The organism is Nocardia sp. NPDC001965 (assembly GCF_053594175.1).
In genome coordinates, this window is the sequence record NZ_JBSFDZ010000027.1 from 1 (window position 1) to 16,727 (window position 16,727).

At 67.9% G+C, this 16,727-nt stretch carries 13 protein-coding genes; all 13 read right to left on the reverse strand.

Going from position 1 to position 16,727, the window contains the following annotated elements:
- Positions 1-159 precede the first annotated feature (159 nt).
- The 13 genes from ACWCPQ_RS27285 to ACWCPQ_RS27345 all read right to left on the reverse strand — a co-directional run bounded on the left by ACWCPQ_RS27285 (position 160) and on the right by ACWCPQ_RS27345 (position 16,296).
- Positions 160-894, reverse strand: coding sequence for an SDR family oxidoreductase (locus tag ACWCPQ_RS27285; protein ID WP_449903998.1), 735 nt, complete (start codon positions 892-894; stop codon positions 160-162).
- A 115-nt stretch (positions 895-1,009) separates the two neighbouring features.
- Entirely contained in the window at positions 1,010-1,903 is an 894-nt protein-coding gene (locus ACWCPQ_RS27290) for a LysR family transcriptional regulator (RefSeq protein ID WP_449904000.1), read from the reverse strand.
- 104 nt (positions 1,904-2,007) lie between these two features.
- Positions 2,008-2,928 (reverse strand): pyridoxal 5'-phosphate synthase lyase subunit PdxS, encoded by a 921-nt coding sequence (gene pdxS, locus ACWCPQ_RS27295; RefSeq protein ID WP_449904002.1) that lies wholly within the window; start codon positions 2,926-2,928, stop codon positions 2,008-2,010.
- 381 nt (positions 2,929-3,309) lie between these two features.
- A complete protein-coding gene (locus ACWCPQ_RS27300) occupies positions 3,310-4,353 on the reverse strand; it encodes an NUDIX hydrolase (RefSeq protein WP_449904172.1) in 1,044 nt (347 codons plus the stop codon).
- The gene (locus ACWCPQ_RS27305) at positions 4,353-5,477 is read right to left on the reverse strand and encodes a glycosyltransferase family 4 protein (RefSeq protein WP_449904005.1); all 1,125 of its coding nucleotides are present in this window, start codon (positions 5,475-5,477) and stop codon (positions 4,353-4,355) included. Before ACWCPQ_RS27305 ends, ACWCPQ_RS27300 begins: the two co-directional genes overlap by 1 nt.
- Positions 5,474-6,445, reverse strand: coding sequence for a phosphatidylinositol mannoside acyltransferase (locus ACWCPQ_RS27310; protein WP_449904008.1), 972 nt, complete (start codon positions 6,443-6,445; stop codon positions 5,474-5,476). The genes ACWCPQ_RS27305 and ACWCPQ_RS27310 overlap by 4 nt, the downstream gene beginning before the upstream one ends.
- The gene (gene pgsA, locus ACWCPQ_RS27315) at positions 6,442-7,110 is read right to left on the reverse strand and encodes a phosphatidylinositol phosphate synthase (protein WP_449904012.1); all 669 of its coding nucleotides are present in this window, start codon (positions 7,108-7,110) and stop codon (positions 6,442-6,444) included. The genes ACWCPQ_RS27310 and pgsA overlap by 4 nt, the downstream gene beginning before the upstream one ends.
- 72 nt (positions 7,111-7,182) lie before the next feature.
- Complete coding sequence (locus ACWCPQ_RS27320) at positions 7,183-7,782, reverse strand: HIT family protein (protein ID WP_449904015.1); 600 nt, start codon at positions 7,780-7,782, stop codon at positions 7,183-7,185.
- 36 nt (positions 7,783-7,818) lie between these two features.
- Positions 7,819-9,891 carry a threonine--tRNA ligase gene (gene thrS, locus ACWCPQ_RS27325; RefSeq protein WP_449904018.1) on the reverse strand — a complete coding sequence of 691 codons (2,073 nt, stop codon included), beginning with the start codon at positions 9,889-9,891 and terminating at the stop codon, positions 7,819-7,821.
- 244 nt (positions 9,892-10,135) lie between these two features.
- On the reverse strand, positions 10,136-10,816 hold the full coding sequence (locus ACWCPQ_RS27330; protein ID WP_449904021.1) for a (2Fe-2S)-binding protein: 681 nt from the start codon (positions 10,814-10,816) through the stop codon (positions 10,136-10,138).
- Positions 10,789-11,283, reverse strand: coding sequence for a TIGR02611 family protein (locus tag ACWCPQ_RS27335; RefSeq protein WP_449904024.1), 495 nt, complete (start codon positions 11,281-11,283; stop codon positions 10,789-10,791). Before ACWCPQ_RS27335 ends, ACWCPQ_RS27330 begins: the two co-directional genes overlap by 28 nt.
- Before the next feature lie 83 nt (positions 11,284-11,366).
- Positions 11,367-13,676 carry a SulP family inorganic anion transporter gene (locus ACWCPQ_RS27340; protein WP_449904027.1) on the reverse strand — a complete coding sequence of 770 codons (2,310 nt, stop codon included), beginning with the start codon at positions 13,674-13,676 and terminating at the stop codon, positions 11,367-11,369.
- Between the two features lie 307 nt (positions 13,677-13,983).
- Positions 13,984-16,296, reverse strand: a complete 2,313-nt coding sequence (locus ACWCPQ_RS27345; protein WP_449904030.1) for a SulP family inorganic anion transporter — start codon at positions 16,294-16,296, stop codon at positions 13,984-13,986.
- Between the last annotated feature and the right edge of the window lie 431 nt (positions 16,297-16,727).

Here is a 16,727-nt window from a genome sequence, read left to right on the forward strand (position 1 = left end):
CGATGTACGCGGTAGTCAGTGGTGTACAGAGGGGTGATCTGCCTATCCGTTGCGCCCTCGAAAGCGCATGAGCCGAGGGCGCGAGTCTCGAGGGCGCAACGGCGGGACTTCCGGGGGCCTCGACCCGCGGCGCCGCAGGCGCCGCAAAATGAACACAGCTCAGACCAGGCGGTGGCCACCGTCGGCGTGCAGGACGGTTCCGGTGATGAACGGGTTGTGCAGGAGGGTGAGAACGGCGGCCGCGATATCGTCGGGCCGTCCGATACGGCCCACCGGTAGTTTCGCGGCCATATCCCGCTGTCGCTGCACCGGATCGCCGCCACCGATGTGTTGCCAGATGGGGGTGTCCACCCAACCCGGGGAGATGACGTTGACGCGGGTCGGCGCGAGTTCGATGGCGAGCGCGTAGGCCAGCGAGGCCACACTTCCGTTGACCGCCGCGACCATCGCCGAGCCCGGTCCCGGCCGGTAGGCGGCGATACCCGAGGTCAGCACGAGCGAGCCGCCGGGAGCGATATCGGCGTATTTGGCGACCAGCGCCGGACCGAAGAGTTTTGTGTCGACGAGGGATCGGGTCACGGCAGGGTCGAAGGACCGGATCGGCGCATACATTCCACGTACATCGGCGGCGGTGACGACCGCGTGGTCGATCCGGCCGAGGTCGGTGAACAGCGCCTCGACTTCGGTTTCCCGGGTGATGTCGACCTGGCGGGTGTGGACTTTTCCGGGGCCTCCGGCGAGGGTGGCCGATGCTGTCGCGAGCCGGGCGGCGGACCGGCCCGCGATGATCACTTCGGCCCCGGCGCCCATGAGGTTCCGGGCGAGCGCGAGCCCCATTCCGGAGCTGCCACCGATGATGACGACCCGTTCGGCCGCTGTCGTTTCTGCTGTCATGGCGCCAGTCGACCACCGGTGCGGCCCCCGGTCCATGTGGTAGTCGCACACCGTCGTTAGGCTCCGGCCAACACCGCTGGCAGTGTCGCTGCGGCTCGGCGGGCGGGGTGCCGATTCAGGAGTCGCGGGGTCCGATGAGCCCATCGGCCGGCAGCGTGTCCAGCACTGTCCGAACCACCGGATGACGACTGTCGCGCGCCCAGGCCGCGATATAGGTGACGATCAGCGGATCACCCGGAAGTGCCCGCCAGACCAGGCCCGGGCGGCGGGCCCGGGCCGAGCTCAGCCCGACCGCGTCGTCTCGGGACGGCAGTACCGACACCATCTGGGCATGCCCGAGCACACTGTCGCTGAGTCGCATCCGCAGGCCCCGGTCGTGTAGTTCGCCGAGCAGCCTGTCGTGGAGGCCGGGAGCCACCTCTCGGGGGAACAGGATCAGTTCGTGGTCTCCGAGATCACCGGCGGCCAGGGCCGGGCGCGCGGCGAGCGGATGGGTGGCGGCCATCAGGATCCCGAGTTCTTCGGCGGCTGCCGGTCGCTGGGCGAAGGCGGCGGGTAGCCGGACCGGGGCACGCAGTAACGCCAGATCGACCGTGCCCGCGACCAGCGCCTGCGCCTGGTCGGCAGTGGTACCGCTGATGAGCACGGTACGTGCGCCGGGAACGGCGGTCTCCGCGAGCTCGCCGAGCCGGGTGGGCAGCCAGGGTGGTGCGCCGTTGACCAGCCCGAGACGCAGACGCGGGGCATCGACGCCACCCGCCCGCCGGGCCGAGCGCACCGCCTCGTCGGCAGCCCGCAACACCTCGCGGCCCGATACCAGCAGTGCCGCCCCCGCCGGAGTCAGCTCGGTCCGGCGGCCACGCCGTACCAGCGGCGTACCGAGCTCACGTTCCAGCACCTTCAGCTGCTGGCTCAGTGTCGGCGTGGTGATGAACAACCGATCGGCCGCGCGACCGAAATGCAGTTCCTCGGCGAGTACCACGAAGTACCGCAACTGCCGCAGTTCCATCCGCGCGGACTATCGGATACATCCGGGTCCGGTACCGCGGCGCGATACCGGACCGGGATCACCGGCTCGCGCCGCCACGATGCCGCCGCAGTTCTGCGGGCGGATCACCAACCGCGTTCGGCGAGCCGGTGCGGCTGCGGGATCTCGTCGACATTGATGCCGACCATCGCCTCACCGAGGCCACGCGACACCTTGGCCAGCACGTCCGGGTCGTCGTAGAAGGTCGTCGCTTTGACGATCGCGTTTGCGCGCTCGGCCGGATTACCGGATTTGAAGATGCCCGAACCGACGAAAACGCCCTCGGCGCCGAGCTGCATCATCATGGCCGCGTCCGCCGGAGTGGCGATACCACCGGCGGTGAACAGCACGACCGGCAGTTTCCCGGTTTCGGCGATCTCCTTGACGAGTTCGTAGGGCGCCTGCAGTTCCTTGGCGGCGACGAAGAGCTCGTCGGCGGGCAGCGAGGCCAGCCGGGTGATCTCCTGCCGGAGTTTGCGCATATGGGTGGTGGCGTTGGACACGTCACCGGTGCCGGCCTCACCCTTGGAACGGATCATGGCCGCGCCCTCGGTGATCCGGCGCAGCGCCTCACCGAGATTGGTGGCACCACAGACGAACGGAACCGTGAAATTCCATTTGTCGATGTGGTTGGCGTAGTCGGCGGGGGTCAGCACCTCGGATTCGTCGATGTAGTCGACGCCGAGGCTCTGCAGCACCTGCGCCTCCACGAAATGCCCGATCCGGGCCTTGGCCATCACCGGGATGGACACCGCTTCGATGATCCCGTCGATCATGTCGGGATCGCTCATCCGGGATACACCGCCCTGGGCGCGGATATCGGCGGGCACCCGCTCGAGCGCCATCACCGCGACCGCACCGGCATCCTCGGCGATCTTGGCCTGCTCGGGGGTGACGACATCCATGATCACCCCGCCCTTGAGCATCTCGGCCATGCCGCGCTTCACGCGGGCGGTACCGGCCTCGCGGGTCGCATCGGGGGTCTGGGTGGTCTCGGGCGTGGTCACGGCAGCTCCTGTGTCTGTTGCCAGGTGTGGATCGTCGATGAACACCACGATTCTAGGTGGGGCGGCAAAGCGACTTCATAGCCAGTTGGAGCCCACTGGACTGACACCCACCTGCGGTTATTACCCGACTTCACGTATCCGGACCGGAAAAGAGCACCGCCGGACCGGTGTGGACACCGGCCCGGCGGGCACTGGAAACCGAATCAGATCGGGTTGACGACCAGCAGCTTCGCCCAGTATTCGGCGGCGCCGGGACCCAGAATCGGCAACAGGTAATCGAACAGGATGTAGGACACGTACTCACCTCCACACACCGAATCGACACATCCTCGGTGTGTCAAACCGTCCGCGACACTATCACGCCAGTGAGCCCGGTCACAGTCACCGGATGGAGCGGACCTCCGGATCACCGGCGGCGTCGGCCGCCTTCGCCGCTTCCGCGAGCAGTTCGTCCAACTGATACGGATAGACCATCTCACCCGCCGCGACCTGCGCCCGGATCTCCGCCGGCCCGCACCACCGATCACCGGTGATGGACCGCTGCTCCACATAGGTCAGATCCGTCGCGACCGGCTCGAACCCCGGTACGCGCAGCGCGAAGAACAGCTCCTCGGAACGGATCAGATCGCCGTTGAACGGGAACACCGCGACCCGCCGCCAGATCGGGCCGCGCAGGGCGGCCGGATCGGCAGTGAGACCGGTCTCCTCGTACAGTTCACGCACCGCGGCCTCGCGCAGGCTCTCCCCCGGCTCCACCCCACCGCCGACGGTGAACCAGAACGACACTTCCGGAACCAGCGGGTCGTGGCCGCGCATGAGCAGGATCCGGCCTTGTTCGTCCAGCAGCGCCACCCGCGCCGACACCCGCGTGGTATCGACCTCCAGACCGGTCGATGCCGCGGGCGTGGCCCGTTCGGCGATTTCGAAATAGGTGGGCACGGGCGCGGTACCGCCCAGGTGCAGCCAGCGCACGGGGCGGCGGGTACGCAGCGCGAGCGTGTCGCGCACGGCGTCGTTGTGGAAACGCCGCGCGATCAGCACCCGGGCCTCGGCATCGGCCAGTTCGGCGACCTGCTGCGTCGGCAGCCGGGCGATATCGACGGCCGACAATGCCGCCGCCAACTGGTTCTCCACCGTCTCCCGGTCCGCGCGACCGGTACGTTCGGCGCGATCGGCGAGCGCGGTGAGCCGCCGGGCGGCCTCGCCGGAATCGCTGTCCGCTCCGGCGCCGGACAGCGACACCGCGACCGCGCGGGCCACCACGGCCCGGCGGGCCAGTGCGGCCTCGAGCGCGTGCCAGGCCAGGTCGGTGCGCACATGCAGCCGGTCCAGCCGGTTGGCGGTGGAGTAGGCCCATACGCCCAGCGCCACCACGAGCGCGGCGATCAGCGCGAGGACGAGAACCGTGGTCGCCGAGAAAGTGATCATCCGGCCACCCGGACCCGCAGATCGCCGACCACCACGGTTTCGTAGACCCGCAGGATCTGCTCGGCCACCACCGGCCAGTCATAGGTACCGACCACCTGGGTCGCGGTGCGGACCAGGTCGGTGCGGCGCGTCTCGTCGGTGAGCACGGTGTCCAGTGCTTCGGCCAGCGCCGTCGAGTCGCCGATGGGGACCAGCAGACCGGCGGCACCGTCGCGCAGCACCCGCCGGAAGGCATCGAGTTCGCTGGCCACCACCGCGGTGCCGGCGGCCATGGCCTCGATCAGGATGATCCCGAAACTTTCCCCGCCCAGGTTCGGCGCCACGTACACATCGGCGCTGCGCATGGCCGAGGCCTTCTCCGCGTCGGAGACCTGTCCCAGGAAGCGCAGGTGCCCGGCCAGCGGACCGGCTTCCCGGCGCAACCGGTCCTCGTCACCGCGCCCGACCACCAGGACCTCCACCTCGGGGTGGCGGGCGGCCAGCGCCGGCAGCGCCCCCAGCAGCACCTGCATACCTTTGCGCGGCTCGTCGTAGCGCCCGAGGAACAGTACGGTGCCGCCCGGCCGCGGATAGCCGGGCAGCCGGGGTGCGCGGGCGAAAGCCTGCACATCCACGCCGTTCGGAATCTCCACCGCATCGGATCCGAGGGCCTCGACCTGCCAGCGGCGGGCCAGCTCCGATACCGCGATCCGGCCGCTGATCTTCTCGTGATAGGGCCGGAGCACGCCTTGAAAGGTCGCCAGCACCAGGGATTTGGTGGTGGAGGTGTGGAAGGTGGCGACGATCGGACCCTCGGCGATCTTCAGGGCCAGCATGGACAGACTGGGCGCGTTGGGTTCGTGGATGTGCAGGACATCGAACTCGTTGCTCTCGATCCACCGGCGGATCCGGGTGTAGGCGGTCGGCCCGAAGGAGAGCCGGGCCACCGAACCGTTGTAGGGGATGGCCACCGCACGGCCGGCCGAGACCACGAAATCGGGGAGTTCGGTCGTTTCCGCGGCGGGCGCCAGCACACTCACCCGGTGCCCGCGCTCCCGGAAGACCTGGGCCAGTTCCACCACATGCGCCTGCACGCCGCCCGGTACGTCGAACGAGTAGGGACAGACCATGCCGATTCTCATGGGGTGCGGTCTCCGCCGCCATCGATCGAATAGGTATCGCGCCGCGCCTGTTCGGCGTGGATCCGGTCCAGCCGGGCCTCGGACAGATCCGTTTCCCACAGCGGCTGCAACATATGCCAATCGGCCGGGTGTTCGGCGATACCGGCGGCGAAACAGTCGGCGAGCGCCTGGGTGGCGGCGACGACTCCGCCGGTGACGTCCAGCGGCTCCTGGGTGCGGACCATCCAGCTTTCGCGGCCCTGGTCGTCGACGGTGAACCAGACATGGACCGGCATCAGCGCGGCACCGGTCTCCACCGCGAGCGCGGCCGCGCCGGCCGGCATCCAGGTGCGTTCGCCGAAGAAGGTGACCGGAACACCGCGCCCGGTGAGATCGCGTTCACCCATCAGGCAGACGATCTTGTTGTCGCGCAGCCGCTGCGCCAGCGCCGTGAACGGCGGCTGCTCACCCCCGGTCAACGGGAAGACCTCGAATCCGAGGCTCTCCCGGTAGGCGACGAACCGCTCGAACAGCGATTCGGGTTTCAACCGCTCGGCCACCGTGGTGAAGGTGCCGTAGTTCTGGACGAGCCAGGTACCGGCCATATCCCAGTTGCCCGAATGCGGCAGGACGAACACCACTCCCCGGCCGCGACTCAACGCGGCGTCCAGATGTTCCCGGCCGATCACCGTGATGCGGCCGGACCGCACCAGTTCGGCGTGATCCATCGTGGGCAGCCGGAACGCTTCGCGCCAGTACCGGGCATAGGAACGCATACTCGCCCGGACCAGCTCGTCGGACACGGCCTCCGCCGGCATTCCGACCACCCGGGCCAGATTGCGCCGCAACTGGAGCGGCCCCCCTTTGCGGGCCGCGAAATCGGCGCCCCGGTCGAACAGGGTGCGCGCCACCCGGTCCGGGAGGGCGCGCACCATCCGCCAGCCTGCGGCGTATCCGCGATCGGTCGCGTTCGCCCGCCAACCCGTCACGAAGGCTGCTCCGTTCCCTTGTTCGCGGCACCGAGGATGTCCCGGGCGCCGGGCGAATTACGCACCGCCAGTACCCGCTGACCCACCGTCACGATGCTCAGTACCGCCAGAATCCACATCGCCACATGCACGGCCCAGGTGAGCCATTCGATACCCCAGTAGCCGCCGATACCTGTCAATCCGGCCCCCACCAGCACGATCACCAGCCGGTCCGGCCGTTCGATCAGGCCACCGTCGGCGGACAGGCCGCTGGCCTCGGCGCGTGCCTTGGCATAGGAGATGACCTGTGAGGTCACCAGTACCACCAGGGTGGCGACGAACAGCGGCCTGCTCTGTTCGTGATAGACCGCCCACCAGGCCAGCGAGCCGAAGATGGCACCATCGGCGACGCGATCGCAGGTGGCATCCAGCACCGCACCGTAGCGCGTCCCACCGCCCCGGGCCCGGGCCATGGCACCGTCCAGCATGTCGAACATGACGAACAGCCAGATGAGCATGGTTCCCCAGAACAGATGACCGGTGGGGAACAAGGTGACCGCGGCGGCGATCGAAGCGGCGGTACCGATCAGGGTGACGGCGTCGGGCGTGAGGCCGGTACCGACCAGCGCCCTACCCAGCGGAGCGGTGGCCTTGGCGAAGGTCGCCCGGCCGAAAATGCTCAGCACCTACCCCTCCTCTGCCTGATATCCGCGTACCGGGTCGGCGCCGGCGAACGAGCAGAAGCGGGTGTCACCCATCTACGCCTCCTCCCAGGCCGACGCGAGCAGCGCCCGGGTCTCGCGCAGCAGCTGCGGCATAATTTTGGCGCCGCCGATCACGGTGATGAAGTTGGCGTCGCCACCCCAGCGCGGCACGATGTGCTGATGCAGGTGGTCGGCCAGCGAACCGCCCGCGACCCCGCCGAGGTTGAGCCCCACATTGAAACCGTGTGGCCGCGACACCTTCTTCATCGTCCGGATGGCGCGCTGCGTGAACTCCATCAGTTCGGCGGATTCGGCAGCGGTGAGATCCTCGAGGTTCGCGACCCGGCGATACGGCACCACCATCATGTGCCCCGGGTTGTACGGGTACAGGTTCAGCACCGCGTACACCTGCTCGCCCCGGGCGACGACCAGGCCTTCCTCATCGGACATGGTGGGGATATCGGTGAACGGATGCCCGGTCGCACCCTTCGGGGCGGTGGTAGCGGCCTCCGCGATATAGGACATCCGATACGGCGTCCACAACCGCTGCAGCCGATCCGGTTCGCCCGCACCGCGATCCACGATCTCGCCGGCCGACCGGTCGGTCGTACCGGATTCCTCGGTCAGACCGTCCGGCACCGTGCGTTCACTCATGTTCCATACCCTTTCCCCACCCGGGCCGACCCGGTATCACTCGGGCGCACCGCCTTCGCCGTTCACCAGGGGGCGAACCGTTTCCGCGGTGGGCGAGGAATTGTCGCGCCGCTGGACCCAGTCCACGACCACGCGCACCGCCTCACCCACCGGCACCCCGTTGACCTGGGTGCCGTCCCGGAACCGGAAACTCACCGCGCCCGCCTCCACATCGCGCGCACCGGCCAGCAACATGAACGGCACCTTCTGTGCGGTGTGGTTGAAGATCTTCTTCTGCATCCGGTCGTCGCTGCGATCGACGTCGGCCCGCACACCGGCCGCGCGCAGCCGGTTCACCACCTCGTCCAGGTGCCCGACGAAAGTGTCGGCGACCGGGATACCGACGACCTGCACCGGCGCCAGCCAGGCCGGGAAAGCACCCGCGTAATGCTCGGTGAGCACCCCGAAGAAGCGTTCGATCGAACCGAACAGGGCTCGGTGGATCATCACCGGGCGCTTCTTGGTGCCGTCGGAGGCGGTGTACTCGAGTTCGAACAGATCCGGTTCGAAGAAATCGAGCTGGATGGTCGACATCTGCCAGTTCCGGCCGAGCGCGTCCCGGGTCTGCACCGAGATCTTCGGGCCGTAGAAGGCGGCGCCGCCCGGATCGGGGACCAGTTCCAGCCCGGATGCCTCCCCCACCTGGCGCAGGGTTTCGGTGGCCTCGTCCCAGAGTGCGTCGGAGCCGACGTACTTGTCCGGGTCCTTGGTGGACAGTTCCAGGTAGAAATCGTCCAGACCGTAGGCTTTCAGCAGGTCGAGCACGAACCGCAGCGTGCCGGTCAGCTCCTCGACCACCTGCTCCTGGGTGCAGTAGAGATGCGCGTCGTCCTGGGTGAAACCGCGGGCGCGGGTCAGCCCGTGCACCACGCCCGACTTCTCGTACCGGTACACCGAACCGAACTCGAACAGCCGCAGCGGCAGTTCCCGGTACGACCGGCCGCGGGACCGGTAGATCAGGTTGTGCATCGGGCAGTTCATCGGTTTGAGGTAGTAGTCCTGCCCCGGTTTGCGCACGGTGCCGTCGGCGTCGAGTTCGGCGTCGAGGTGCATGGGCGGGTACATGCCGTCGGCGTACCACTCGAGATGTTTGGAGGTCTCGAACAGGTGCGCCTTGGTGATGTGCGGAGTGTTGACGAACTCGTAGCCCGCCGCCACATGCTGCTGACGGGAGTAGTCCTCCATCTCCTTGCGGATGATGCCGCCCTTGGGATGGAAGACCGGCAGGCCCGAACCCAGCTCGTCGGGGAAGGAGAACAGGTCGAGTTCCAGGCCGAGTTTGCGGTGATCGCGCTTCTCGGCCTCCGCGAGCATGTGCAGGTACTCGTCCTGCGCTTCGGGGGACTCCCAGGCGGTGCCGTAGATCCGCTGCAGACCTTCCCGGTTCTGGTCACCGCGCCAGTACGCGGCCGAACTCCGGGTCAATTTGAAGGCGGGGATGAATTTGGTGGTGGGGATGTGCGGGCCCCGGCACAGATCGCCCCACACCCGTTCGCCGGTGCGCGGGTCGAGATTGTCGTAGATGGTCAGCTCGTTACCGCCGACCTCCATGATCTCCGGATCGTCGATTCCGGATTTGTCACCGATCAACTCGAGTTTGAACGGTTCCTTCGCCAGTTCGATTCGCGCCTGATCCACCTCGACCACCCGGCGCGAGAACCGCTGCGCGCCCTTGACGATCTTCTTCATCCGGGTTTCCAGCTTGGCCAGATCTTCGGGGGTGAAGGGCCGATCGACCCGGAAATCGTAGTAGAAACCGTCCCTGATCGGCGGGCCGATCCCCAACACCGCCTCGGGGAACTCCTGCTGGACGGCCTGGGCCAGGACGTGCGCGGCCGAATGGCGGATCACACTGCGGCCGTCCTCGGTGTTCGCGGCGACCGATTCGACCTCGGTATCGAGTTCCGGGGTCCAGGAGAGATCGCGCAACTGTCCGGCCGCATCGCGGACGACCACGACGGTATCGGGGCCCTTGGTGGGCAGGCCCGCCTCACGCACCGCGGCACCCGCCGTCGTCCCGGCAGGCACCCGGACGAGGGTGGCTGGGCTGCGGGGGGCTGTGGTGGTCACGGTGGGGCTCTCCTCGGGTTGCGCGGCCGGATCCGTTCCGGCTCGCTCGGGCTTCGGACCGCCCGCCCCATACCGGTTCACTCCGGTTCGGTGACGGCTCGTCCGTCTTCGGTGACCGGGCACAGCCCGGCCGCGACCATGCTATCGGCACGGCCGCACACGCGTGTCGATGGACCGGGCGAGGTCGTGCCCGGCGTCCGCCGGATCGGCCGGTCACCGGCCGACGCGGCGCGGAACCGGCCCGTCACCCCCGCCGCGCGTAGTCCGCGAGCAGTGCTTCGCGCTCCGCGGGGCGGCGTTTCGGGCAGCTCACACACTTCTCGCAGCCCGGCGCCTCGTACACCAGGCAGCAGGAGGCACGGCGGACGAAGGTTCGCCCGGCGACTTCGACGAAACGCGGTTCGGGCAGGGCGGCACCGATCGCGTCGGCGAGCCGGCGGCCGACCGCCGGCCGGGCGGCGTCGACGGCCCAGCTGGCCACCACATCGGTGACCACCGCCCACAGCGCCGGTTCCCGGACCCCCGAAACCACGGTGAGGTGATCGATGACAGCGGTGAGGGTCGCCCGCAGCGCCCTCGCGATGTCGGACTCGGCGATCCTGCCGTCCGGGGCCGGCTCCGCGGCGAGCGGCCCTTCCGGCCCCGCGGCGCCGATCTCGACCCGTTCCACCGACCCGTCGGCGCGCAGTGTCAACGCGAGCCGATCCAGCGTGGGCGCCGGTATCGGACGCTCCCGCGCCAGCGCCCGCACCACCGGTTCCACCAGCGCCGAGGCCGTCATACACCACCACAGCGTCGCGCCCACCCGCATCGAATCGGTACGCCATGACGCGTTGAGGTCCGCGATACGGGCGGCGAGCCACGATTCGTCCGTGAGCGACCGGCCGCATACCGGGGTCACGACATCAAGGGGCTGTGCAACCACTGCCAATCGACTCCGATCAAGTCACCGACGAATCCGAACGTCCCGAGTATCCAGAGGGTGGCCACGACGAGCGCGCAGGTCGCCAGGAAGGCGATCACCTGCACGAGCGGCCCACGCGAGATGTACCACGCCATCCCGCGCCGATATCTGTCCCGCAACCACACCAGCGCACGCCGCGCCACCGCGAACTCGGTGGCGAGAATGCCGATACCGGCGAATACCAGGGCCCATCCGGGCCCGGGGAACGGGATGGTGATCACCCCGACGACGAATACCACGGTGCCGACGACCGCCACCCCGACCCGGTAGATCAGCTCGAGCGTAGGGCGTCGCGCGATCCGGTCCCGATAGGCGCGCCAGAGGCCGGAGCCGGGCCGTCCGGGCTGCTCGGGTTCGGTGGCGGTATCCGCCGCCGCACTGTTTTCGGCTCCGGAACGATCCGTGACGGGATCGGAACGACTTTCCACGGAAACCAGCCTACGAGAGGTCGGTCCGGGGACAGACGAAAGTGACCCGCCCGGTTGTTCGGGACGGGTCACCTCCGGCGAGCTCACCGGGAGCTCTGCGCCGGTTCTCTCTGTAACTCCGCCAGTAACCCGTCGTTGTCCGCGATGGGCGCGATACCGTCTGTCCGCACCTCGATGACCAGGGCGCTGGCGATATCGAAGAACAGGCCGGAGACGGTGAGCCCGCGTTCGGCGACGGCCCGGCGGACCGAGGGATGCCGGCGCAGATTCTCCAGCTGGACCGCGATGTTCACCATGCTCAGCTGTTCGACCGGACCGAATCCCGCGGCTTCGGCGGCGCGGCCGACCACGTGCCCGGCCCGGTACCGCTCCAGGCTGGGCTGCCCGTGGACGAGCCACTGATCGATACCCGGGCCCGCGGACTCGCCGGAATGCAGCGCGCCCATGGCTCCGCAGGACGAGTGGCCGCAGACGACCACCGACCGGACATTGAGCTTCTCCAGCGCGAAGACCAGTGCCGCCTCCACCGAGGCATCACCCTGTTCGGGCACCAGATTGCCGACATTGCGAACGGTGAACAGGTCCCCCGGACCACTGTTGGTGATCACATTCGGCACGATTCGCGAATCCGAGCAGGTCAGGAAGAAGGAATCGGGATCCTGCCCGTCGCGCAGCTCGTCCAGATGCGGGCGGACCAGATGCGCGTGGCTGCGGTGATATGCGGCGATACCGCTGACCAGCGGGTCGGCGCTGTCACCCGATTTGTCCGACGAGCCGTTGCGATCCACCTGCCACGGACCCAGGACACCGTCGAGGGCGACCCGGCCCATACTGCGCGACGGCGGCGCCGCCTCCACATTGGCCATCCGGGCGGCACCGATCTCCACGAAATCGACCGTGCCGCCGTTGCTCTCGTGCTGCCTCGCCCATTCGGTGATGGCGTCGTACGCCGCGTGATCGAGGAAGTCGACCGTCATCTCCACGGTCACCGGCGCCCCCTGCGGAACCTTCGCGAAGGTCGACGACAGCGTGGGCAGCGACAGGAAGGTGCACGATCCGTCGATCTGGATCAGCCAGCGGTCGGTGCCGCCGAGCGGTTCGGCGGTGATCGTCACCCGGACTACCCGCCAGAGCAGCAGCGCGAACGCCAGCGCCAGGCCGATGATCACGCCTTCCAGCAGGTTGAGGAACACCACGGCGGCCAGGGTCACCGCGTAGACGAGCAGATCGCCGGTGCGGTGGGCGAGCCGGATATGCGCCAGCTTGACCAGCTGTACGCCGATGACGATCAGCAGGCCGGCCAGGGCGGCGAGCGGGATCTGCTCGACCAGCGAGACCAGGGCCACCGAGAACACCAGCAGCCAGACACCGTGCAGTACGGCCGAGGCGCGGCTGCGGGCACCGGCCGCGACGTTGGTGGAGCTGCGCACGATGACGCCGGTGACGGGCAGGCCGCCGAGCAGGCCGGACAGGACGTTCGCCGAACCCTGGCCGATCATCTCGCGGTCGAAGTCGGCCCGCGGCCCGGTGTGCATCTTGTCGATCGCGACGGCCGAGAGCAGGCTTTCCACACTGGCGATGAGGGCGAAGGTGAGGATCATCACCGCGACCCCGGCCCAGTCGCTGCGGGGCAGTTCGGGCAGTCCGATCGCATCGAACAGCGAACCGTCGATGGTGACCCGCTTGACGTCGAGCGAGAGCACCAGCGACAGCACGGTGGCCACCACGATCGCGGCCAGCGCGCCGGGGACGACCTTGACCCGTTCGGGCAGGTACTTCCAGCCGAGCATGATGGCGATGACGACGACGCCGAGGAAGACGGCCGGCCCGTGCAACTCGGCCAGCTGGGCGGGCAGTTCGGTGATGTTGGTCCACGCCGTGCTGTTGGATTCGCCACCCAGCAGGACGTGCAACTGTTGCAGTGCGATGGTGATACCGATTCCGGCGAGCATGGCGTGCACCACCACCGGCGCCACTGCCAGGGCCGCCCGCGCGATCCGGCTCAGGCCGAACAGGATCTGCAGGATGCCGGCCGCCACGACGATGAACCCGGTTACCCGCCAGCCGAATTGGGTTATCGATTCGGCGACGATCACGGTGAGACCCGCCGCCGGCCCGCTCACCTGGAGGACGGACCCGCCGAGTGCGCCGGCGACGATACCGCCGATCACCGCGGCGATGAGCCCGGCTGCCACCGGGGCACCGGAGGCGATCGCGATACCGATGGACAGGGGTAGCGCGACGAGGAAGACCACGATCGAGGCAGGTACATCGTGCCGCAGGATCGAGGTCAGCCAGGCCGGGGCGGGTCTGCGTCCGGACCCGGTGGGCTCACGCCCGTCCGGGCCCGAACCAGGTGCTGACTCGGGGGTATTCGTGCTCTGGGTGCCCATCGTTCTCCTTCGCGAACCCGGCCGGAGCCGAGGTCGGTGACGATCAACGTGTCCGCTCGGACACAGACCGCGAACCGGCAACTCGCGGTGAAGTAGGTACTCGGCACGACAACGGACCGAGGTGTAAACCGTTCCTATAGTAAGGGTAATGACTTATCAAAAACTGAGAAGGCACCCCACCACTGGCGATACTGCGCGCAACCGCGTCGCTCAACCTCTCTATGACCCACATCACTGCCGAAACGGCCTGTGGAGCAACAGATCACGAGTCGACCGGCGGCACCGGAAACGATAGCGGTAATCATCCTCACACAGTTCCCATCGATGCCGGTCGGCGCTGCAATTGCGCCAGCAGCCCGTCGGAGTCCTCGATGGATGCGATCCCCTCCTCACTCACCTCGATCAGCCGGGCACTGGCGATATCGAAGAACAGACCGGAGACTGTGAGCCCACGCTCCTCGATCGCGCGCCGGACCGACGGATGACGGCGCAGATTCTCCAGCTGAACGGCGATGTTCACCATGCTCAGCTGCTCGACCGGCCCGAAACCGGCCGATTCCGCCGCGGCGCCCACCACATGTCCGGCCCGGTAGCGGGCCAGGCTCGGCTGCCCGTATTCCAGCCACCGATCGATACCCGGCCCCGCGGACTCACCCGAATGCAGCGCGCCCATCGCCCCGCAGGACGAATGACCGCAGACCACCACCGTGCGGACATTGAGTTTCTCGAGCGCGAAGACCAGCGCGGCATCCACCGAGGCGTCACCGCCCTGCTCGGGCACCAGATTGCCCACATTCCGCACCGTGAACAGATCACCCGGACCGCTGTGGGTGATCACATTCGGCACGATCCGCGAATCCGAGCAGGTCAGGAAGAAGGAATCCGGATCCTGCCCGTCCCGCAGCTCGTCCAGGTGCGACCGCACCAGATGCGCCCGGCTGCGGTGATAGGCGGCGATTCCGCTGGCCAGCGGATCACCGTTGTCACCGGATCCGTTCGATGAACCGTTGCGATCGGCCCGCCACGGCCCGAGGACATCATCCAGCGCGACCCGACCCATTCCCCGCGACGGCGGAGCGTCCTGCACCCTCGCCATCCGGGAAGCGCCGATCTCCACGAAATCGACCGTGCCACCGTTGCTCTCGTGCTGCCGCGCCCAATCGGTGATCGCGTCGTAGGCAGCGTGGTCGAGGAAGTCCACGGTGAGTTCCACCGTCACCGCGACGCCCGGTGGGACCTCGGCGAAGGTGGTGGACAGCTTCGGCAGGGAAAGGAAGGTGCAGGAGCCGTCGATGCGCACGAGCCAGCGGTCGGTGCCACCGATCTGTTCGGCCGTCACCGCGACCCGTACGATCCGCCAGACCAGCAGCGCGAAGGCCAGCGCCAGACCGATCAGCACCCCTTCGAGCAGGTTCAGGAACACCACGGTCGCCAGGGTGACCACGTAGACGAGCAGATCGCCGGTGCGATGCGCGAGCCGGATATGCGCCAGCTTGACCAGCTGCATACCGATGACGATCAACAGGCCGGCCAGCGCCGCGAGCGGAATCTGCTCGACCAGTGACACCAGCGCCACCGAGAACACCAGGACCCACACCCCGTGCAGGATCGCCGAAGCCCGAGTGCGGGCCCCCGCCGCGACATTGGTGGAACTGCGCACGATGACACCGGCGACGGGCAGACCGCCGAGCATGCCGGTCAGGACGTTCGCCGATCCCAGGCCGATCATCTCGCGATCGAGGTCGGTCCGGGGTCCGGTGTGCATCTTGTCGACCGCGACAGCCGACAGCAGACTCTGCACACTGGTGATCAGCGCCACGGTGAGCACCATCATGACGACGGCGGCCCAATTCCCGTGCGGCAGTTCGGGCAACATGATCGCGTCGAACAACGAGCCGTCCAGTGCGACCCGCTGCACATCGAGCGAGAACACCATGGCGGCCCCGGTCGCCACCACGATGGCCACCAGCGCCCCGGGCACCACCTTGACGCGTTCGGGCAGCCGGTTCCAGCCCAGCATGATCGCGATGACGCCCACTCCGAGGAACGCCGCGGGCAGGTTCGCCGACCCGAGCCGAGCCGCCAATCCGGTGATGTTCTCCCAGGCGCCGCTGCTGGATGCACCGCCGAGCAGCACATGCACCTGCTGGAGCGCGATGGTGATCCCGATACCGGCGAGCATGGCGTGCACCACCACCGGCGCCACCGCGAGCGCCGCGCGCGCGACCCTGCTCAGACCGAACAAGATCTGCAGCACACCGGCGGCGGCGACAATGAAACATGTTGCCCGCCAGCCGAATTGATGAATCGATTCGGCGACGACCACGGTCAGCCCGGCCGCGGGACCGCTCACCTGCAGCGCGGAGCCGCCCAGCGCACCGCCGACGATACCGCCGATCACCGCGGCGATGAGCCCGGCCGCCACCGGGGCACCGGAGGCGATCGCGATACCGATGGACAGTGGTAACGCGACCAGGAACACCACGATCGAGGCCGGGACATCGTGGCGCAGGATCGAGGTCGGGTCCAGGGAGGGTAGGCGGAATCCGGACTCGGCCGTGGCTACGGACGAGCCCGATTCGGGCAGTGACACAGAGGAATTCGGGCCAGTGGTTGCCATTGGTCTCCTTCGCCGACTCGGCACGGGCCGAGGTCGGTTGACGATCAACATGTCCAGTCGGGCACAGACCGCGAACCGGCATCTCGCGGTGAAGCAGCTCCTCGGCACGGCAACGAGCCGAGTTTCAAACCATCGCTATGGTATTGGTAAAGGCTTAGCAAAGCTTAAGAATGAATCCGACGGCCGGTGAGCGCGCCACGACGAAGACCGAGCCGCAGCGATCTCACCATCGGAACCACCTCGAACCAACGAGCTCGACCACCAGAATACTGTTGAAAACCCATGCAGGACAGCTGATCGAAGCTCGACGAACAACGAGCGGACGAACCCTTCCGATGCACCGTCACAACCGTGTCCATGACGTCCCCATAGTGAGGGATGCCACAGTCCGGCTCCACATATAGTAAAGAACTACCCAAACTTGACAATAG